General features: G+C 59.5%; 25 protein-coding genes. 11 read left to right on the forward strand and 14 right to left on the reverse strand.

Annotated elements, in window-relative coordinates:
- Nucleotides 1-2: 2 nt before the first annotated feature.
- Nucleotides 3-1,088, reverse strand: a complete 1,086-nt coding sequence (locus tag QP915_RS04530; RefSeq protein WP_284768274.1) for a FecCD family ABC transporter permease — start codon at nt 1,086-1,088, stop codon at nt 3-5.
- On the reverse strand, nt 1,089-2,036 hold the full coding sequence (locus QP915_RS04535; protein WP_284768275.1) for an ABC transporter substrate-binding protein: 948 nt from the start codon (nt 2,034-2,036) through the stop codon (nt 1,089-1,091).
- 129 nt (nt 2,037-2,165) lie between these two features.
- Here QP915_RS04535 and QP915_RS04540 point away from each other — a divergent pair, with 129 nt between their 5' ends.
- Nucleotides 2,166-2,960, forward strand: a complete 795-nt coding sequence (locus tag QP915_RS04540; RefSeq protein WP_284768276.1) for a siderophore-interacting protein — start codon at nt 2,166-2,168, stop codon at nt 2,958-2,960.
- Nucleotides 2,961-3,032: 72 nt separating this feature from the next.
- Here QP915_RS04540 and rpsQ read toward each other — a convergent pair whose 3' ends face one another.
- Genes rpsQ through rpsJ form a run of 11 tightly spaced genes read right to left on the reverse strand, consistent with a single transcriptional unit; the run spans nt 3,033 to nt 8,194 of the window.
- On the reverse strand, nt 3,033-3,341 hold the full coding sequence (gene rpsQ, locus QP915_RS04545) for a 30S ribosomal protein S17 (RefSeq protein ID WP_049378865.1): 309 nt from the start codon (nt 3,339-3,341) through the stop codon (nt 3,033-3,035).
- 2 nt (nt 3,342-3,343) lie between these two features.
- Nucleotides 3,344-3,574: a 50S ribosomal protein L29 gene (gene rpmC / locus QP915_RS04550; RefSeq protein ID WP_005322842.1), complete on the reverse strand. Its 231-nt coding sequence runs from the start codon at nt 3,572-3,574 to the stop codon at nt 3,344-3,346.
- Nucleotides 3,574-3,990 carry a 50S ribosomal protein L16 gene (rplP, locus tag QP915_RS04555; RefSeq protein ID WP_023020553.1) on the reverse strand — a complete coding sequence of 139 codons (417 nt, stop codon included), beginning with the start codon at nt 3,988-3,990 and terminating at the stop codon, nt 3,574-3,576. The genes rpmC and rplP overlap by 1 nt, the downstream gene beginning before the upstream one ends.
- A gap of 3 nt (nt 3,991-3,993) precedes the next feature.
- Nucleotides 3,994-4,737, reverse strand: a complete 744-nt coding sequence (rpsC, locus tag QP915_RS04560) for a 30S ribosomal protein S3 (RefSeq protein WP_023027807.1) — start codon at nt 4,735-4,737, stop codon at nt 3,994-3,996.
- On the reverse strand, nt 4,737-5,099 hold the full coding sequence (gene rplV, locus QP915_RS04565; protein WP_005276938.1) for a 50S ribosomal protein L22: 363 nt from the start codon (nt 5,097-5,099) through the stop codon (nt 4,737-4,739). Before rplV ends, rpsC begins: the two co-directional genes overlap by 1 nt.
- Nucleotides 5,100-5,102: 3 nt before the next feature.
- Entirely contained in the window at nt 5,103-5,381 is a 279-nt protein-coding gene (gene rpsS, locus QP915_RS04570; RefSeq protein ID WP_005276936.1) for a 30S ribosomal protein S19, read from the reverse strand.
- 13 nt (nt 5,382-5,394) lie between these two features.
- On the reverse strand, nt 5,395-6,231 hold the full coding sequence (gene rplB, locus QP915_RS04575) for a 50S ribosomal protein L2 (RefSeq protein WP_204610252.1): 837 nt from the start codon (nt 6,229-6,231) through the stop codon (nt 5,395-5,397).
- 25 nt (nt 6,232-6,256) lie between these two features.
- Nucleotides 6,257-6,559: a 50S ribosomal protein L23 gene (rplW, locus tag QP915_RS04580; RefSeq protein WP_005322846.1), complete on the reverse strand. Its 303-nt coding sequence runs from the start codon at nt 6,557-6,559 to the stop codon at nt 6,257-6,259.
- Nucleotides 6,559-7,212, reverse strand: a complete 654-nt coding sequence (rplD, locus tag QP915_RS04585; protein WP_005322847.1) for a 50S ribosomal protein L4 — start codon at nt 7,210-7,212, stop codon at nt 6,559-6,561. The genes rplW and rplD overlap by 1 nt, the downstream gene beginning before the upstream one ends.
- A complete protein-coding gene (gene rplC, locus QP915_RS04590) occupies nt 7,209-7,865 on the reverse strand; it encodes a 50S ribosomal protein L3 (protein WP_005322848.1) in 657 nt (218 codons plus the stop codon). The genes rplD and rplC overlap by 4 nt, the downstream gene beginning before the upstream one ends.
- Before the next feature lie 23 nt (nt 7,866-7,888).
- A complete protein-coding gene (rpsJ, locus tag QP915_RS04595; RefSeq protein ID WP_003848085.1) occupies nt 7,889-8,194 on the reverse strand; it encodes a 30S ribosomal protein S10 in 306 nt (101 codons plus the stop codon).
- 719 nt (nt 8,195-8,913) lie between these two features.
- On the opposite strand from rpsJ, the gene QP915_RS04600 reads away from it, so the two are divergent.
- The 6 genes from QP915_RS04600 to amaP are packed head-to-tail and all read left to right on the forward strand — an operon-like array spanning nt 8,914 to nt 12,035.
- The gene (locus tag QP915_RS04600; protein ID WP_284768278.1) at nt 8,914-9,393 is read left to right on the forward strand and encodes an Asp23/Gls24 family envelope stress response protein; all 480 of its coding nucleotides are present in this window, start codon (nt 8,914-8,916) and stop codon (nt 9,391-9,393) included.
- 5 nt (nt 9,394-9,398) lie between these two features.
- Nucleotides 9,399-9,746, forward strand: a complete 348-nt coding sequence (locus QP915_RS04605) for a hypothetical protein (RefSeq protein ID WP_049378862.1) — start codon at nt 9,399-9,401, stop codon at nt 9,744-9,746.
- A gap of 2 nt (nt 9,747-9,748) precedes the next feature.
- A complete protein-coding gene (locus QP915_RS04610) occupies nt 9,749-9,943 on the forward strand; it encodes a hypothetical protein (RefSeq protein ID WP_005322852.1) in 195 nt (64 codons plus the stop codon).
- Nucleotides 9,943-10,908: an Asp23/Gls24 family envelope stress response protein gene (locus tag QP915_RS04615; RefSeq protein WP_284768280.1), complete on the forward strand. Its 966-nt coding sequence runs from the start codon at nt 9,943-9,945 to the stop codon at nt 10,906-10,908. The genes QP915_RS04610 and QP915_RS04615 overlap by 1 nt, the downstream gene beginning before the upstream one ends.
- Nucleotides 10,901-11,467: a DUF6286 domain-containing protein gene (locus QP915_RS04620; RefSeq protein WP_284768282.1), complete on the forward strand. Its 567-nt coding sequence runs from the start codon at nt 10,901-10,903 to the stop codon at nt 11,465-11,467. Before QP915_RS04615 ends, QP915_RS04620 begins: the two co-directional genes overlap by 8 nt.
- Nucleotides 11,460-12,035 (forward strand): alkaline shock response membrane anchor protein AmaP, encoded by a 576-nt coding sequence (gene amaP, locus QP915_RS04625; RefSeq protein ID WP_284768283.1) that lies wholly within the window; start codon nt 11,460-11,462, stop codon nt 12,033-12,035. The genes QP915_RS04620 and amaP overlap by 8 nt, the downstream gene beginning before the upstream one ends.
- Here the strand turns inward: amaP and QP915_RS04630 are convergent.
- Complete coding sequence (locus QP915_RS04630; RefSeq protein WP_284768285.1) at nt 12,024-12,722, reverse strand: hypothetical protein; 699 nt, start codon at nt 12,720-12,722, stop codon at nt 12,024-12,026. The genes amaP and QP915_RS04630 overlap by 12 nt on opposite strands.
- 332 nt (nt 12,723-13,054) lie before the next feature.
- On the opposite strand from QP915_RS04630, the gene QP915_RS04635 reads away from it, so the two are divergent.
- From QP915_RS04635 to QP915_RS04650, 4 genes are all read left to right on the forward strand, one after another.
- A complete protein-coding gene (locus tag QP915_RS04635; RefSeq protein ID WP_023020541.1) occupies nt 13,055-14,038 on the forward strand; it encodes an ABC transporter permease in 984 nt (327 codons plus the stop codon).
- Entirely contained in the window at nt 14,039-15,031 is a 993-nt protein-coding gene (locus QP915_RS04640) for an ABC transporter permease (RefSeq protein WP_284768287.1), read from the forward strand.
- Entirely contained in the window at nt 15,028-16,932 is a 1,905-nt protein-coding gene (locus QP915_RS04645) for a dipeptide ABC transporter ATP-binding protein (RefSeq protein ID WP_284768288.1), read from the forward strand. The genes QP915_RS04640 and QP915_RS04645 overlap by 4 nt, the downstream gene beginning before the upstream one ends.
- A 111-nt stretch (nt 16,933-17,043) precedes the next feature.
- A complete protein-coding gene (locus QP915_RS04650) occupies nt 17,044-18,738 on the forward strand; it encodes an ABC transporter family substrate-binding protein (protein ID WP_284768289.1) in 1,695 nt (564 codons plus the stop codon).
- Nucleotides 18,739-18,837 lie beyond the last annotated feature (99 nt).

The raw sequence follows: 18,837 nt of genomic DNA on the forward strand, positions 1-18,837 counted from the left end.
CCTTATTGCCCCCATGCTCTGCCCACGCCGCGGTGAGCACCCCAAATGAGGAAAGGTGCGCCCACTACCGCGAGGACGATCGACATCTCCAGCTCCGAATTACCCGCAATGAGGCGGCCGGTGATATCAGCGGCAAGCACGGCACAACCGCCCAAGAGCGCAGAGGGCAAAAGCAAGGTGGCAACGCTAGGGCCCACCACCCGCCGCACGATGTGGGGAATGGCAAAACCGACGAAGGCAATAGGACCCGTTGCTGCCGTTGCGCTGCCGGCCAACACCACGACGCTGAGCGCCGCGCCCACCCGCGCGGTAGTGGGGGACCCGCCCAATGCGAGGGAGGACTCCTCCCCCATTGCCAGAAGGTCGAGGGGTCTAGCCACCATCGCTGCACACGCTACGCCAATAACTAGCCCTATGCCCGCGATCGCGACATCTTCTGGGCCGCGGCCAAAGGTCGAGCCGATAGTCCACCGCCGCATGCTATCGAGGACGTCCGTGGAATATAGACCGATGATCATCGCGCCCGATCCCAAAGCTGCGGAGACGCCGGCGCCCACCAGAATGAGCGTCAGGGGATCCTCAAACCGCCGCGATACGGCTAAGACCAGCAGCGTAGTAATACCCGCGCCAACGAGCGCGAGGGCGGTCCGCATACTGATGGAGGTAGCAATGCCAATGGCCGTGCCTAAGGCAACGAAGAAGGACGCGCCTGCGGTAACGCCAATAAATCCTGGATCCGCTAGCGGGTTTCTGGTCCACGATTGCGCCAGCACACCGGCTACAGCAAGAGCCGCGCCGGCGAAATAAGCCAAGAAGGTGCGGGGCAGGCGCAGGTTCCACACGATATCGCGGATATCCTGCTCCCCTGCCCCGTGCAGGGCAGCAATAACCTCCCCGGGCGGAATCGAGCGGGATCCCACCGCCAAAGACGCCACCGCCAACACCAGGCTGGCGAGGATGAAGACGACAAGGAGCATCTTATGACTCTGTGCCCGCGCCACTACCGGTGCGTGGGTGCCGGTGGTCGTAGGACTATCTGCTGCGGAATCCGACTGGATTTGTTGGCCGTCCATCGTGGTTGTTGACAATTACAGCTTCTCTTCAAATTTATCTACTGCCCAGGGGATGGTCACCGGGTTCGGCATACTCATGGCATTGCCGGTATCCGTATCCAAGTAGCGCACGCGATCATCCTTGACAATGTCGAGGCCTTGGAAGGTCTTATCCTTCTTCAAGACATCGGAGGAGCCGTTGTAGTCCAGGACAAAGAGGTAATCAACCTGGTTAAGCTTCGCGTAGTTTTCTGGGGCAATGTCGACGAAGAAGCTGCCTCCATCGCCCTGCAATGCATCGGGGATCTCCATGCCAAGGTTCTCGATAAATTGTCCACGCCCATCCTCCTCGGTGTATAGACCAATTTTGCCGTCATAAGGCATGACGATGGCCGCAGACTTATCCTGCAATTCCGCGTGCTCGTGGCGGAATTCCTCGAATGCCTTTTCGGTGTCATCGATAAGCTTATCGCCTTCGTCTTTTTTGCCCACCGCATCCGCGATGGTCTCTACCTGCTTTTCCCAGGGCACCTGCCAGTCTTCATAGCCGTTCGGCTTGACGGTGGTAGGCGCGATTTCTTCCAGGGATCCCTTCGTACGTGCATCCACCGCCTGGTTCACCGCAATGATCTGGGTGGGGCCAGCCGCGGTGACCTGCTCAAAGGTATCCGCCGTAAATCCGGTTGCGGTATTATAAATCACCTCAGGCTTTGCCTCGCCCAAAAGTTCCTCTGCCCAGGGTCCGACGCCCGAAGGGTCGCCATCGCCCTCAGCACCCCACGGCGCCACCGTTACGGGAGTGATCCCCAAGGCAAGCAGCGTGTCGGCATCACCTAGACCCAGGCTAGCCACGCGCTGCTCGCTGGCAGCGTCGGTCGCCTGAGCTGTTTCATCGCCCTCACCACGCGAGCAACCGCCTAAAGCTAAGGCTCCGGCGGAAAGCATTGCTACTGCGCCCATGGTGCGACGGCCGAAAATCTTCATGAGGTTAAGCCTTTCAATAAAGGAGGAAAATAGCCTTGCTTACCTTATAACGCATAGGGACGATTAGGCAAGGCTAAACTAAAATAGTAATTTATTAGACACATGAACCCTTCTCTACAATCGGCCCCAATGTCTGCGCACGAACTCATCCCCGTTACTTTGACCGCCAATAAACGGATCCGTCCGCGCTTGCACCGGCTCACGTTCTACGCCGAGGCTTTCCGGACATACACCCTCTCCGGTCCCGATGAATTCTTTGGACTCGTCATGCCCCGAGCTAAACAAGAATTTACCCCCTTCCCCGTCGACGGCATAAACCTCCGCTCGGCTGTGAGCGCGATCGACGAGGAGAGGCGGCCGGACCTGCGCTGGTACACCATCCGCGCGCTCCACTCAGAGGAGGCCACAGTCGATGTCGACGTGGTGACACACGGTGATTCAGGACCTGGCTCGCGGTGGATTCGCCGCGCACAAGCCGGCGATACGGCAGGATTCTTTACCTGCAACGAACTCTGGCGGCCAACCGAGAAGCCACAACTTCTAGTCGCCGACGCATCCGCCCTGCCCGCGCTGCGGCATATTTTGGCCTACCAAGAAGATCATAACCCGGAAATGCTTCGGGCCACCGACGTTATGGCCGTGGTTACCAGCAACGACGAGGTTGAACCAGGCCTCGCAGCTAGATGGGAGGCGAGCGTACGCAGCCTGCAGATTATTCATACCCAACCGCACGAGGAGGCAGAGGCTGTCGTTGCCGCCCTGAGAGCGGACTATGCCGGTGCGCCGGGGCCAGGGTACGTTTGGGCTTCCGGCGAGGGGAAGCTAGCAAAAAGCGTGCGAGGCCTCGCGGTGAATGAATGGGGCCTAGATACCACCGACGTCACATGGGTTCCCTACTGGTTTTATGGCAGGGCCCGGCCGTAAAGAAGTCCTAAAACGGCGAAGGCCCCCGCCCCGAACCCTAAGATTCGGAGCAGGGGCTGCGCTGGCTAGTTTTTACTTAGCCTTCTCGATGATCTCAACGAGACGGAAGTGCTTGTCCTTGGACAGCGGGCGGGTCTCAGCGATGCGTACGAGATCGCCGATGCCTGCGGTTTCTTCCTCATCATGCACCTTAACCTTCTTGTTAGAGCGCATGATCTTGCCGTACAGGGCGTGCTGCTTGCGGTCTTCCAGCTCGACAACGATGGTCTTGGTCATCTTGTCGGATACTACGTAGCCGGTGCGAACCTTAGGAGCGCCCTTGACCTTCTCCTTCTTCGGAGTAGGTGCCTTCTTGGAATCAGTCACGTTAGCCTCACTCATGATTAAGCCTCAGCTCCCGGAGCAACGGACAGGCCCAGCTCGCGCTCGCGCAGAACGGTGTAGATGCGGGCAATGTCGCGCTTAACCGTGCCGATGCGGCGGTTGTTGGTCAGCTGGCCGGTGGCCTTCTGGAAGCGAAGGTTGAACAGCTCTTCCTTCGCATCCTTCAGGCGGGACTGCAGCTCAGCGTTGTCGAGCTCACGGAACTCGTGGGCGGGGGTACCGGTTGCCATTAGAACTGGTCCTCCTTCTTGATGATACGGACCTTGCAAGGAAGCTTCTGGCCAGCGCGGCGCAGAGCCTCAATTGCAACGGCATCGTTCGGATAGCTCATCTCGAAAAGTACGCGGCCTGGCTTAACGTTAGCCACCCACTTCTCAACCGGGCCCTTACCGGAACCCATACGAACGCCGAGCGGCTTCTGGGTCAACGGACGGTCCGGGAAGATGTTGATCCACACCTTGCCACCACGCTTGACGTGGCGGTTGATGGCAATACGTGCGGCCTCAATCTGACGGTTGGTGATGTACGCCGGCTCGAGAGCCTGGATTGCGTAATCGCCGAAGTTGATGCGGTTACCGCCCTTGGACACGCCGCGACGGTTCGGGCGGTGCTGACGGCGGTACTTAACACGCTTAGGAATCAGCATGGATTAGCCCTCCTGCTTCTGCTGTGCACGCTGGCGGCGCTGGCCACCGCGGCGGGAGCGACCATTGCGGTCACGGCCACGGCCCTGTGCCGGAGCGTTCAGTTCGGACTCGCGTACGCCACCGACGACGTCACCCTTGTAGATCCACACCTTGATGCCGATGCGGCCGAAGGTGGTGTGGGCCTCTGCGGTGCCGTAGTCGATTTCGGCGCGAAGAGTGTGCAGCGGAACGCGACCCTCGTGGTAGCGCTCAACGCGGGACATTTCTGCACCGCCCAGGCGGCCGGACAGCAGGATCTTGATGCCCTTAACCTGTGGCTGGCGCATAGCGGACTGGATAGCCTTGCGCATTGCACGACGGAATGCGACACGGTTAACCAGCTGCTCCGCGATGGAGTGAGCAACCAGGGTTGCGTTTGCGTCTACCTGCTTGACCTCGAGGATGTTGAGAGCAACCATCTTGCCGGTGAGCTTTTCCAGCTCGCGGCGGATGCGGTCAGCCTCAGCACCGCGGCGGCCAATCACGATGCCCGGCCGGGCGGTGTGAATGTCGACGCGGACGCGGTCGCGGGTGCGCTCGATGACGACGTCGGCGATGCCGGCGCGCTCAAGGCCCTTGTTGAGGTAGTTACGAATCTTGATGTCTTCGGCTACGTAGTTCGCGTAGTCCTTATCGGCGAACCAGTGGGTCTTCCAGTCGGAAGTGATGCCCAAACGTAGGCCGTGAGGATGGATCTTCTGGCCCATTACTTGGCCCCTTCCTGCTGGCTTTCGACCACCACGGTGATGTGGCTGGTGCGCTTACGAATCATGAATGCACGACCCTGTGCACGCGGCTGGAAACGACGCATGGTCGGACCCTCGTTGGCATAAGCCTCGGAGATGACCAGGGTGCGTGGGTCGAGGCCGAAGTTGTTCTCAGCGTTAGCGGCTGCAGAAGCAACGACCTTGGCAACTGGCTTGGAAGCACCCTGCGGTGCGTACTTCAGGATAGCCAGGGCTTCGCTTACGGACTTGCCGCGGACCAGATCGAGCACGCGACGTGCCTTCATCGGGGTGACGCGGACGTAGCGGGCCGTGGCGGATGCGGAGGTGATGGTCTCACTCATCGCTTATCGACGTCCCTTCTTGTCATCCTTGACGTGACCCTTAAAGGTCTTGGTTGGTGCAAACTCGCCCAGCTTGTGGCCGACCATGGAGTCCTCGATGAAAACCGGCACGTGCTTGCGGCCGTCATGGACGGCGAAGGTGTGACCGATGAAATCGGGGAGAATGGTCGAGCGGCGAGACCAGGTCTTGATGACCTGCTTGGTGCCTGCATCGTTCTGAGCATCCACCTTGTTGAGGAGGTGCTCATCGACGAACGGGCCCTTCTTAAGGCTGCGTGGCATTGTTTACCTCCTCTTAGCGCTTCTTGTTCGGGCGACGACGGCGCACGATCATGTTGTTGGAGTAACGGTTCGGGTTGCGGGTGCGACCCTCCTTGTGGCCCCATGGGGACACAGGGTGGCGACCACCCGAGGTCTTACCCTCACCACCACCGTGTGGGTGGTCAACCGGGTTCATAACGACACCGCGGACGGTCGGGCGTACGCCCTTCCAGCGCATACGGCCGGCCTTGCCCCAGCGGATGTTCATCTGCTCGGCGTTGCCAACCTCACCAACGGTGGCGCGGCAGCGGATGTCCACACGGCGGATTTCGGAAGACGGCATACGCAGAACTGCGTACTTGCCTTCCTTACCCAGCAGCTGGATGGAAGCACCAGCGGAGCGAGCCAGCTTAGCGCCGGCGCCCGGCTTGAGCTCAACAGCGTGGATGATGGAACCGGTCGGGATATTGCGCAGCGGCAGGTTGTTGCCAACCTTGATATCTGCGTTCGGGCCGGACTCTACGATGGTGCCCTGCTTCAGGCCCTTAGGGGCGATGATGTAGCGCTTCTCGCCATCAACGTAGTGAAGCAGTGCAATGTTTGCGGTGCGGTTCGGGTCGTACTCGATGTGAGCGACCTTTGCCGGAATGCCGTCCTTGTCGTTACGACGGAAGTCGATCAGACGGTAACGGCGCTTGTGGCCACCGCCGATGTGGCGGGTGGTGATGCGGCCGTAGTTGTTACGGCCACCAGTCTTGCTCAGCGGGCGCAGCAGGGACTTCTCCGGAGTAGAACGAGTGATCTCGTCAAACTCAGAAACGGAGGATGCGCGGCGACCCGGAGTTGTCGGCTTGTACTTACGAATAGCCATAATTCTTCCTTACTTCGTCTCCGTCTTAGGCCTGTGCGCCAAAGACGTCGATGGAGTCGCTGCCTTCACGGAGCGTCACGTATGCACGCTTGGTGGACTTACGCTGGCCGTAACCGGTGCGGGTGCGCTTACGCTTACCTGCACGGTTCACGGTGTTCACGGAGTCGACCTTTACGTCAAAGATCTGCTCTACGGCATCTTTAATCTGGGACTTGTTGGAGTCCGTGGAAACGTAGAACGTGTATACGTTCTGTTCCATCAGACCGTAGGACTTCTCGGATACAACCGGGGCGATGATGATATCGCGTGGGTTAGAAATCTTAGCCATTAGTTCTCCTCCTTATCCGCGCCGGTTGCGCGGTTGATGAAGGTGTGTAGCGCCTCAACGGAGAACACAACGTCATCGGAGTAGAGAACGTCGTAGGTGTTGAGCTGGCCAGCGTCCAGGATCTGAACGTTAGGCAGGTTATTAGCGCTACGACGAGCATTGATGTCCTCGCGGCCGATGACCAGCAGCACGTTCTTGCGCTCGGTCAGGGACTCGAGGAAGGCCTTGGCCGACTTGGTGGACGGCTTCTGGCCCGGTACGAGCTCTTCGATGACGTGGATGCGCTCGTTGCGAGCACGGTCGGACAGCGCACCGAAGAGAGCAGCCTTGATCATCTTCTTAGGGGTGCGCTGTGCGTAGTCGCGTGGCTGTGGGCCATGGACGGTGCCGCCACCGGTGTAGTGCGGTGCGCGGATGGAGCCCTGGCGTGCACGGCCGGTGCCCTTCTGACGGAAAGGCTTGCGACCACCACCGCGGACGTCGCCGCGGGTCTTGGTTGCGTGGGTGCCCTGGCGTGCAGCAGCAAGCTGAGCGTTAACAACCTGGTGCATCAAAGCAATGGATGCCTCGGTGTCAAAGATTTCAGCTGGCAGGTCTACAGAGCCGTTGGTCTTACCCTCGGAAGTGTGGACGTCTAGCTTGAGGTTGCTCATGCGTGTGCACCGCCCTTCACTGCGGTCTTAACGGTGACGAGGCCGCCGCGCGCACCAGGGATAGCACCCTTGATGAGCAGCAGGTTGGACTCGGCATCGATTTTCTGAATCTTCAGGTTCTGGGTGGTCACGCGGTCATGGCCCATACGGCCAGCCATGCGCTTGCCCTTGAAGACGCGGCCCGGGGTAGCAGCGCCGCCGATGCCGCCAACGCGGCGGTGAGCGGCCTGGTTACCGTGAGCTGCGCCCTGGCCTGCGAAGCCGTGGCGCTTCATGGCGCCGGCGTAGCCGTGGCCCTTGGTCTTGCCGGTGACGTCAACGAAGGTGATGCCCTCGAAGATGTCAACCTTGACCTCTTGGCCAACCTCGTATGCAGAGGTGTCGTCCATGCGGATTTCCGCAACGTGACGGCGCGGGGTTACGCCAGCCTTCTTGAAGTGTCCACCAACCGGCTTGTTTGCCTTGCGTGGGTCGATTTCGCCAAAGGCGATCTGGATGGCGCTGTAACCATCGGTTTCGGGGGTGCGAATCTGGGTGACAACGCATGGCCCTGCCTCGACGACGGTAACCGGCACAACGCGGTTGTCCTCGTCGAAGACCTGGGTCATGCCGAGCTTCTTGCCCAGAATGCCCTTGATCTCGTTTTCACTCATTATTTGTTCTCCACCAAAGTCGCTTACTGGATGTTCACGTCGACGCTTGCCGGAAGATCGATGCGCATAAGAGCATCAACGGTCTTCGGGGTTGGGTCGAGAATGTCGATCAGGCGCTTGTGAGTGCGCATCTCGAAGTGCTCGCGAGAGTCCTTGTACTTGTGCGGAGAACGAATAACTGCGTATACGTTCTTCTCGGTTGGGAGCGGCACTGGGCCAACTACACGAGCACCGGTACGGGTAACGGTCTCGACGATCTTCTTTGCAGAAGCGTCGATAGCCTCGTGGTCATAGGCCTTCAGCCGAATGCGGATTTTTTGTCCCGCCACGCTTATCCTCTTCCTCGCTTCCCCACTTTCACATTCCCGGCGTTTCCGAGGCGTGAAGCGGTGGGAAATTGCTTCTCGATTTCTCTATAACGTTGTCCGGGCTTGGGGCCTGACACAACGCCAGTGGTCTGACTGCCATGACGACCAAGAGTTGCAGTACATGGCAAGTGCCAGAACGCAGTGCTCTCGACGGGGTACAAGACCCGTAGTCAAAGTATTGTGAAGAGGACGGTTTTCACGCATTACACGTGGAGAGTGTCCAATTCGTCTACTGCCGCTGTTTATTTGCCATGCCCCTTCTCCGGTCCATCTTCTCGGGGTGTCACTGCTCTAACGCGGACCTAGCCCGATTGGATGACCTTCCAGTCAATGCTTCAGGTTTTCCTGAAGCATGGCGACAACGAAGGTGTCATGTTCGCTTTACCAGCTCAGCGTCTCCCCGAGACTCATGCTTGGCGACGTCCGCCGCCATCACCGAACCTCGGTTCTCGCTGCCCTGTTAAAGCAACCTTTGTATTTAAGCATGTTGGGCTGCGGTTTTTCAAGCCGCGTATTAAACCGTGCCAAAAATCACGTTTTGGAAAATTTTGTTGCCTCGCACCCCACACTCGGCTGAGAAGTATCTAAGCTCGGAGTCAATGGCTGTGGACTCTTTGTCCTGCCTAGATAGTTGAATATCGCGTTCATGCATCACCCAATAGAGAAAGGCTCACTCGCCCATGTCTGAAAACAAGACCCCTGCACAAAACTCTGACAACCAGGTTCCTGCTTCCCAGGAGCGCGAGGTCAATAACAACCTGGAAACCCAGTACGGCACCACCACCATCGATGATGTCGTGGTGTCCAAGATTGCCGGCATCGCTGCCCGCGAGGTTTCCGGCGTGGATGCCCTGGGTGGCGGCGGAGCCCGCATGATCGGCAATATCCGCGAGTCCTTCGGTGCTTCTGAGGACGTCCGCCAGGGTGTGGACGTAGAGGTAGCGGACGGCACCGCTCGCATCGACATTGCCATCACCGCTGAGTACGGCGTGGCCATCCACGAGCTCGCCGAGGCTATCCGCCGCAACATCATGAATGCGGTAGAGCGCATGACCGGCCTGAGTGTCGAGCGCGTCAACGTTGTTGTTCACGACGTTAAGCTGCCGAAGGAAGAGTCCGAGGCTGAGGACCAGGCTGCTTTGAACCAGGGTCAGGCTTAAGCCCAATGCCTGAGCCCCGAGCACGTTTTGAGCTCGAGGTAAGCCACGCCCGCGCTATTGCAGAGGCAGTCCAGAAGGTACGCGGTGTCGCCGCGCTCGACGGTGGTTCGTTCGGTTCGGTGAGTTTGTACCTACCGGGCGAACGCATCGTCGGCATGCGGCGGCCCGACCCGCGCGATGATCGCCACCTGCAGATCAACATTCGCGTTGATATCAGCGCCGCGCCGGATCTGTATGCCTTGGCAGAAGATATTCGGTCCGCCGCCCGTGGGGCTTGTCCCGAACTGCAGCGCATTGACGTTGAGTTTTCTGACGCCGTAGATGGCTTATCCGCTGCTCCATCGAAGGAATAGATATGAAGAATTACACCACTTTGGGCATCATTTCCGGCCTTATTCTTGCCTTCTTTTTGTACCTAGGCTGGGGTCCTACTTTGCTCGCCGTACTCCTTGCCGCAATCGGCGGCATTGTGGGAGCACACTTTGATGGCCGTATCGATCTCACTTCTGTGTGGAATGGCCTCATTGGTAAGGAGAAAGGCCAAGGTTAATGACAGATAGTTCCACTCAGGGCCACACGCGTATCTCGCTGCGGACCATGGAACGCATCGTTACCGCCGCGATTGCTAGCGTGCCCGGCACCAAGGCTATAGAGGCCAAGCTAGCGGGCATCGGCGGCCGCGGTTTTCCACGGGTCTCGGTCCAAATGGACTCGGAGCGCGAGGTAGCGGCCGTCAACGCCACCATTGGCGTGGTGTGGCCTTCGCCGGTCACCACGGTGGCGGAACATACTCGTGCTGCCATCTCGGAAGCCATCGCGGCACACACCGGTTATTCCACAACGCGCGTCAATGTCACCGTCGGCGGTTCCGTTCCGGGCAATCGAGTGACTGCCGCAGAGGTGGAGCAACGCCAGGTTGCTGCTGCCGTCGCGCCACGCATCACGCCCTCGCCGGTATGGCAGCCGGTCACTGCAGAGTCGGTGAATGTACGCAGCATTGCCACACCGCAGGAGACACCGGTGCGCACCATCGCTGCGCCGGCCGCCGGCGCCGCAGTGCAGTCCGTGGACACCCCGCGCGAGACTGAGGTACGCAACATTTCCACTGACCTCCCAGACCACCAGCTGCGTGAGATTTCGTCCCCAAGCGACCACACGGTGCGGCCGATTAGGGAACCCAAGCCGGTTCGCGTACACAGCGTGGCTGCACCTCGCCCAACCAGGTTGATCCCTAGTGGGCAGGTTCGTCCGCTGGCACGAAAGGTTCAGGTAGCAGTCCCTCGGCCGCAGCCGCTGCACGAGATTGAAATTCGCCACGAGTGGACTCCGCGCCGCGTCGAGGCCCCCAAGTCTGCCCCTGCGCGCACGGTAAAGGCCCCGCGGCCACAACCGCTCAAGCGCATTGCGGTCACGCCGGCAAATCCTCGGCCGTTGCACGTCGATGCGCCACGACCCGAGCCCTTGCGCGCCATTTCCATTAACCCGTATCGCCCACAAGGAGGCAATAATGGCTGATCAGCACATGCCTGAACACTTTGGGCGGCAGCCGAAGGCGTCTCCGGCGGCGCGTACTTGGGCCGTGATCCTTGGGCTCCTACTGCTCGCCGCGGGCGTCGTCGGCGTGCGCGAGACGTGGCTGGTGGGCTCCGGCTCCGATGCCCAGTCCTGGGTACAGCCGGTACTTAATCTCATTGCCACCGAAGAACTGCAGACCTGGATGATCTGGGCCGGCGTCGCGTCCATTGTCGTAGGTCTGATTTTCCTCTTCGCGGCAGTGAAGACGCGCCGCACCACGCACATGCAGCTTGCCTCCGATACCGCGTCCATGTGGATGCGGCCGGTGGATATTGCCCGCCTCTCTTCGGCCACTGCTCGCCGTGTTCCGGGCGTGGCCTCCGCGCAGACCTCCGCGGATAGCAAGACTGCCAAGGTCACCGTTAATGGCGATACGGACGATGCGGAGCTGCAGAGCCGGGTGGAGACGGCGGTAACACGCTGCCTGGCCCACCTCAAGAACCCGCCGCAGGTCACCGTAGCTGTAGAGAAGATTCCGGAGTTGGATAACAATGTCTAGAAAACTTGCTACCTTTGACCGCATCCTGCTGGGCCTGCTGGGAATCATCCTCATCGCTTTGGGCGTGTGGCCTATCTTGATCCACTTCAACGTGGAATTTGCCAAGTACTTAGCCCTGTGGGTGGACCACGATACGTGGAAGAGCTTGGCGGACAATGACTGGTGGGTGTGGGCGCTGGCCGGTGGCTCCGCACTGCTACTTATTTTGGGGCTGTGGATTGTCGTGGCCAACCTGCGCCACCGCCGCTTCAATAACGTGGAGTCCGCTTCTTCCAATGACAAGGGCTCTATCACGACGTCGATGAACGCTATCGCCGGCGCCGTGGCCCAAGATTTGGATGGAGTCAAGGGCGTGGACCATGTAGAGCGCCTCGTGGCCTATGACCGCGCGCGGCCCACGCTGCAGTACACAGTGACGGCAAATCCGGACACCCCGGTGGAGCGCCTTACTGGCGCCGTTGAAAACAATGAGCGCGATTTTCGCGCAGCGTTTCCCGACGCCGATTTGGACACCATTTACAAGCTGCAGTTCAGCAAGGTAGGTCCGATGAAGGACCTATCCGAATAACGGGTTAGGAGTCTCCGCCACCAAGATTTCCTGAACGGTCCCAAGGCGGGCCGACTCGCCGCCCCCGAGGATCATTTCCAGTTCCTCGCCGGGGCGGCATTTTTCTATGCGCTGCCAAGAGTAGTCCTGGCGAGTTACGCGGCGGTTTTCCTTAGCAAATAGGTGCAGCCCATGATCGAGCACACCGATGGCTGCTGCGAAGCGAAGGATGAACACGAAATCACCCAAATCCTGCCGCTTCAGGCCATTAAGGTCTGGGCACTCAGCGCTTAACCGCATAAGCCTAGAGACCACGCCAAAGCGGTGTTCAAAGCCCTCGGTATCCCGAATGGTAAATGGACGGCTAGGGCCCGTGGGACGAATGGACTCATAGGCCCACACCACAGGCTGGGTGTCAAGGCGGCGCACAATGATGTGGGTAGGGGTGGCGGTGATGCGGTAGGTGGGGGCGTCGGCAAGCACGAGCCATTCCCCTTCCACAATGCGGCCGCCCTCCAAGGGAAGCAAGGGCGGATGCACGCCCGCCTGGCGCTCCAATTCCGCAACGAGTTCGGCGTCGGTAGCGCCCCATCCAATGCCTTGATTAGCCAGCATGGCAAAGAAAGTGGGAAGGCTGAGGTCAGGCTGCCCCTCCCAGGCGCGGCGGAGGGACTCAAGCGTGGGATCGATGCGGGTGGGGTCATCCATATCCGCCAAGATTACCCAGCGCCGCCACCGGCCAGGCAGCCGGGGCCGAGAGGAGAATTTTCACCCCCGAGGTAATTTCATTCAATTAAATAAATACTATAAGTGTTCAACAATCTCGAGCCGCGTATTTCCTGCTCAAGGTGTATTTATTGAAGATTTTCCCACCTTAGCCACGTTCAGCAATACCTGTCATTTTATTGGGGATTTATGTCACGGGGCTGATGTGATTGTGCTCCGTGTAACAGGTTATTAGATTAGTCACATACAACGTTTTGCTCGTTGGATACACCTTTGCACCCCGTTTCCTGCTTAACCGCGCACGGAGAATCTCTATGACTAAATATCTGATCAAAAAGACCTTGGGCTGGTTACTCATGATCTTTTTGGCTACCAACCTCGCCTATCTCTTGGCGGCCAGCTTCTTGGACCCACGGTCCAACTACACCGGCCGCCGCCCACCGCTTTCACCGGAGGAAATCAATAGCCTCCTCGAGCCCTATAACCTCAGCCCCGATACCCCACTTGTGCAACGCTGGTGGACCTGGCTGACCAATATCCTCACCAAATGGGACTGGGGCCAATCCCCGGTGGGCGAGGTGGTGAATTCAGAAATTAGCTACCGCATCTGGGTTTCCGCGCAGCTGCTCTTACTCTCCACCATTTTGTCCATTCTCATCGGCGTGGCCGTGGGCGTTTACACCGCTTCGCGCCAGTACAAGACCGGCGACCGCATCTGGCAGGGCATTTCCATCATCGCGATGAATACCCACGTAGTAGTGGCGTCCATCGCCGTGGTGTGGGGCGCGCTGAAGATCAACGAGCTCAGCGGCAAGAAGATTTTCTATGTCGTCGGCTCCCATTCGCTGGATGTGGAAGGTTTCTTTCCCAAGCTGGTGGACTCCGCACAGCACTTGATTCTTCCCACCATTTCGTTGGTATTCATTAGCTACGCCAGCTATCACATGACCCAGCGCACCTTGCTACTGGATAACTTGGATGCGGACTATGTGCGCACCGCCCGCGCTAAGGGCCTGACCCGCCAGCAGGCGATTCGCAAGCACGCACTGCGCACCTCCATCATCCCAGTGGCAACCTCGGTAGCCTTTTCCATCCCGGGCATCTTCACCGGTGCGGTGATGACCGAGCGCATCTTTGGCTGGAACGGCATGGGCCAGTACTTCATCGAGACCATTAGCAAGAACGACGTCAACGGTGCAGCGGCTGTCGCTGCCTTTGGCGCCGCCATGACGGCCATCTCCGCGGTATTGGCGGACCTGGTTGTCGTCGCGCTTGATCCACGAGTGAGGGTGAGTTAAATGACCCCATCTAAAGACCGCAACTATTTCAAGCAGGAACCGCGCGGGGAAATCACCGCACACAGCGAGGTCACTTCGGGAGACCCCTTCTCCCCCGCCGAGGCAGAGCAGGTAGCCACCCTAGAGCAAATGCCCCGTGGCACCTCGCGCTACAAGCTGTACCTGCGCCGCTTCTTCCGCAATAAGCTCGCCACCTTAGGCCTTATTATCCTGGTTTTCTTGGTCCTTGCGGCGCTTTTTGGCGGCTTCTTTGCCAAGTGGGACTACACCGAGCCGGACTTCCTTGCCCTGTCGGAACCGCCGAGCCCCGAGCACTGGTTTGGCACGAATGACACCGGCAATGACCTTTATGCCCAGACCATTCACGGTTTAGGCAGGTCCCTGACCATCGCCATCGTGGTATCCCTGGCTACCTTGGTCATCTCCGCGTTCATCGGATCCGCTGCAGCCTTGTGGGGAGGCATTGCCGAAAAGGCGGTGCTGGCGGTCATCCACTTCCTGCTGTCCATCCCTACCTTCCTGCTGATCGCACTGGTGGTGGCGGATTCCGGCGGCGATTGGAAGCTGCTTATCGTCGTGCTCATCCTTTTTGGCTGGATGTACCAGGCCCGCGTGATTTGGTCGCTGGCGCTTACGGTGCGCGAGCAAGACTACGTCCGCGCGGCGAGCTACATGGGCGTGTCCAAGCTGCGCACCATCGTGCGCCACGTCATTCCCAATATTGGTTCGCTACTCATCATCCAGTTCGTCTTCGGCGTGGTGGGCACCGTGGGCTCCGAGACGGCCCTGTCCTTCCTGGGGTTGGGCGTCAAGCTTCCCGACGTCTCCCTCGGCACCCTCCTGCAGGGCGGCACCGCCGCCGTGCAATCCTCCCCATGGCTGTTCTACTTCCCTGCCGCAACCCTGACCTTGCTCACCGTGTCCATGGCTTTCATTGGCGATGGCCTGCGCGATGCACTCGACCCCAACTCGAATTCCGGAGGTAAAGCATGACCTCGCCCGTCTTATCCGTCAAAGACCTGCGCGTAAACTTCCCGTCCGAAGCCGGATCCGTCTCCGCGGTCCGTGGCGTGGATTTTGATCTCTACCCCGGCCGCACGCTCGGCATCGTGGGTGAATCCGGTTCCGGTAAGTCCGTGACCTCCATGTCCATCATGGGGCTCCTGCCGGACTACGCGAAGATCACCGGGTCCGTAAAGTTCGACGGCCGCGAGCTGCTCGGTCTCAGCGACAAGCAGATGTCCGAGATCCGTGGCAACGGTATTGGCATGATCTTCCAAGATCCGCTCTCCGCGCTCACCCCGGTCTTCGATATTGGATCGCAGTTAGTGGAGGCAATTCAGGCTCATAGGGACGTCGGCAAGAAGCAGGCCCTCAAAGAGGCCACGGAGTTGCTCGACCTCGTGGGCATCCCCGACCCGCACCTGCGGCTGAAGTCCTTCCCGCACGAGTTCTCGGGCGGCATGCGCCAACGCGTGGTCATTGCCATCGCGATTGCCAATAATCCGCGCGTGCTCATCGCCGATGAGCCTACGACCGCACTGGATGTAACCATTCAGGCGCAGATTCTGGACGTCATTAAGCTCGCTCAGCGCGAAACCGGCGCCGCCACCATCATGATTACCCACGACATGGGTGTGGTGGCAGAAACGGCCGATGATGTCATGGTCATGTACGCCGGCCGCCCCGTGGAGCGCGGCGATGTGGATACCATCTTCTCCCAGCCCCGCATGCCCTATACCGTAGGCCTGCTCGGCTCTACGCCGCGCCCAGATGTATCGGCCGAAGAACCGCTCACACCTATCGTGGGCAGCCCGCCGGTGCTGGTGGACCTCAAGCAGCGCTGCCAGTTTGCCCCGCGCTGCCCTGTGGCGCAGCCCGCCTGCTCCGACGGCGAGCCGCCGCTTATCGCGCTTGACGACGCCCCCTCGCACCAGAGTGCCTGCCTGCGCGCGCCCGACATCCACGACCGCAAAATCGGCGGCGAGCTCATGTTCACACCACCGCAGCTCGCGGAGGACGTCATGGCCGGCATCCCCCGCGACGAGCGTCCCACTACCTTGAAGGTCACGGACCTGCGCAAGGAATTCCCACTTACCAAGGGCGCGCTGGTCAAGCGCCGCGTGGGCACGGTCAAGGCAGTGGACGGCCTCACCTTTGATATTCGCAAGGGCGAATGCATGGCCATCGTAGGCGAGTCTGGCTGCGGTAAGACCACCACCCTGCTAGAAATCATGGACTTAAAGCCCGAAAACGGCGCAGTCGTGCTCAACGGGAAGGACGCGGCCGGGATGAGCAGCTCCGAGCGCCGCGAGGCCCGCAAGGACATCCAAATTGTCTTCCAAGACCCGATGAGCTCCCTCAACCCGCGCCTGACCGTGCGCGAGGTCATCGCCGAACCGCTCAACTCCTTGGGCTACGACAGCGACGTGGACGCCCGCGTGAACGAGCTCATGGGACTTGTCGGCTTAGACTCCTCCCAGCTGGATCGATTCCCCAGCCACTTTTCCGGCGGGCAACGCCAGCGCATCGGCCTCGCCCGCGCGCTGGCCACAAACCCTTCGGTTTTGGTCTTGGATGAGCCCGTCTCCGCGCTCGACGTCTCCATCCAGGCCGGCGTCATCAACCTGCTCGAGGATCTCAAACGAAAACTGGGCCTATCCTACCTTTTCGTCGCCCATGATCTGTCCGTGGTGCGCCACCTTTCAGACAGGGTGGCCGTCATGTACAAGGGCGCATTTGTAGAGTCCGGGCCGACCGATGACATCTTCGAAAACCCCCAAGCGGACTACACCAAGAAGCTCCTGGATGCCATTCCGATTCCGGATCCGGCAGCTGCCCGCAGGCGACGCAACCCCAGTCCAGCGCAAGCCTCACCAATTTCACAAAAGTGACCTTACGCACACCCCGTCTTATATATAGTTATTCTCACAACTGAAGTGCTGCGGCGGCTTCCCCTGCTACCGCAACCTTCACTTTCCTCTCACTCAAGGAGAAACCCCACCATGAAAAAGTTCACCCGCTTCCGGATTGCTACCGTAGCTACCCTCTCCGCCGCGGCACTCGCCCTCACCGGCTGCGCCGCCAACTCGGACGGCGACTCCACCAAGGCAGTCGGCGGCCTCGACATCGAGGTTAATCCGGCTGGCGACTACAACGAAAAGTCCCGCGACGAGCTCAAGGACGACGGCGAGCTCACCCTCGCTCTCGATGAACTCACCGAGCAACAAAACATGTTCCACGCCAACATGACCGCCGATACCCGCAAGGTCTGGGGCTGGTACAACCCACAGCTGGCGCTATACGACGGCGAGGGAAACTACACCCCAAACCCCGACTACATCGATGATGTCAAGGAAGATAAGAAGGGCGAGAACACCGTCGTCACCTTCAAGGTCAACAAGGATGCCACCTTCAACGATGGCACGCCTATTGACTGGAAGGCCTTTGACAATACCTGGCGCTTCAACAACGGCAAGGACGAGGACGTCCAGGTAAACGCCACCGATGGATTCGAGCGCATTACCTCCGTGGAAAAGGGCGCTACCGACAAGGACGTCGTTGTCACTTTCGACGGACCCTACCCGTGGTGGCAGGGCCTCTTCAACGAGCTTCTCCACCCCGCCATCGACAGCCCAGAAAAATTCGACAAGGCATATCTGGGCAAGCTGAACCCGCAGTACGGTGCCGGCCCATTCAAGGTAGAAAACGTAGACTTCAAGGGCGGCACCCTCACCCTCGTGCCCAACGAAAAGTGGTGGGGCGATAAACCGAAGCTGAAGAAGGTAAGCTACCGCGTCATGGAATCCCAGGCCACCATCAATGCCTTCCAAGCCGGCGAAATTGACGCAGCCGGTGTGGCCGATAAGAACAGCCTCACCATTGCCGGCGAGATGGGCGAGGACATTGATATCCGTGCCGCACTGCGCCCCGCCAACGTCATCTTCACCCTCAATTCCAAGGCACCACAGCTCAAGGACGAGGATGTACGCCACGCTGTCTTCTCCGCCATCGACCGCGATCAACTGGCCGAAATCCGCTATAACGGCCTGGGCTACGAAGAAGAGATGCCGGGCTCCCTTACCCTCTACTCCACCCAGGAGGGCTACAAGGACAACGTCAAGGACGTCATCGAGTTCGACCCTGAGCAGTCCAAGAAACTGCTAGAGGACGCCGGCTACCAGCAAGGCGATGATGGTATCTATGCTAAGGACGGCGAGAAGCTATCCCTGCGCTACATCCTCATCGGCGACGATGAAGTGTCGAAGTCCCTCGCCGCAGCGGTACAAAAGATGCTGAAGGACGTCGGCGTTGACCTCAAGATTGAAGAGCGCCCTTCGTCCGAGTTTTCCAAGGTAACCTCGGAGCGAGATTTCGACCTATTCCTTTCCGCATTTGCCTCCTCTGACCCGTTTGGCGTCGCCTACTTTGGCCAGACCTACGCCAGCGATTCCACACTGAACATGTCGAGCACCGGCACCAAGGAATTCGATAAGAAGATTGAGGAGCTGCAGAACCTGCCGACCAAGGACGAGCAGATTGAGCGGGTCAATGAACTCGAGTCGGAGGCCTTTGGCCACTACGGCATCCTTCCCTTTGCCAACGGTCCACAGATGGTCGGCGTGAAGAAGGGCCTGGCCAACTATGGCGCCAACGGCTTCGCCATCCTCCCCAAGGAAGATATCGGCTGGGAGAAGTAGAAGCACTAAAAGCCCCTAGCGCAATACGCTAAAGCCTCCCGCGGCATTCCGAACAGGCGATGCCGCGGGAGGCTTCATTCTGCTCGTAAAGTCCACGCA

The organism is Corynebacterium sp. MSK158, assembly GCF_030229085.1.
GTDB lineage: Bacteria > Actinomycetota > Actinomycetes > Mycobacteriales > Mycobacteriaceae > Corynebacterium.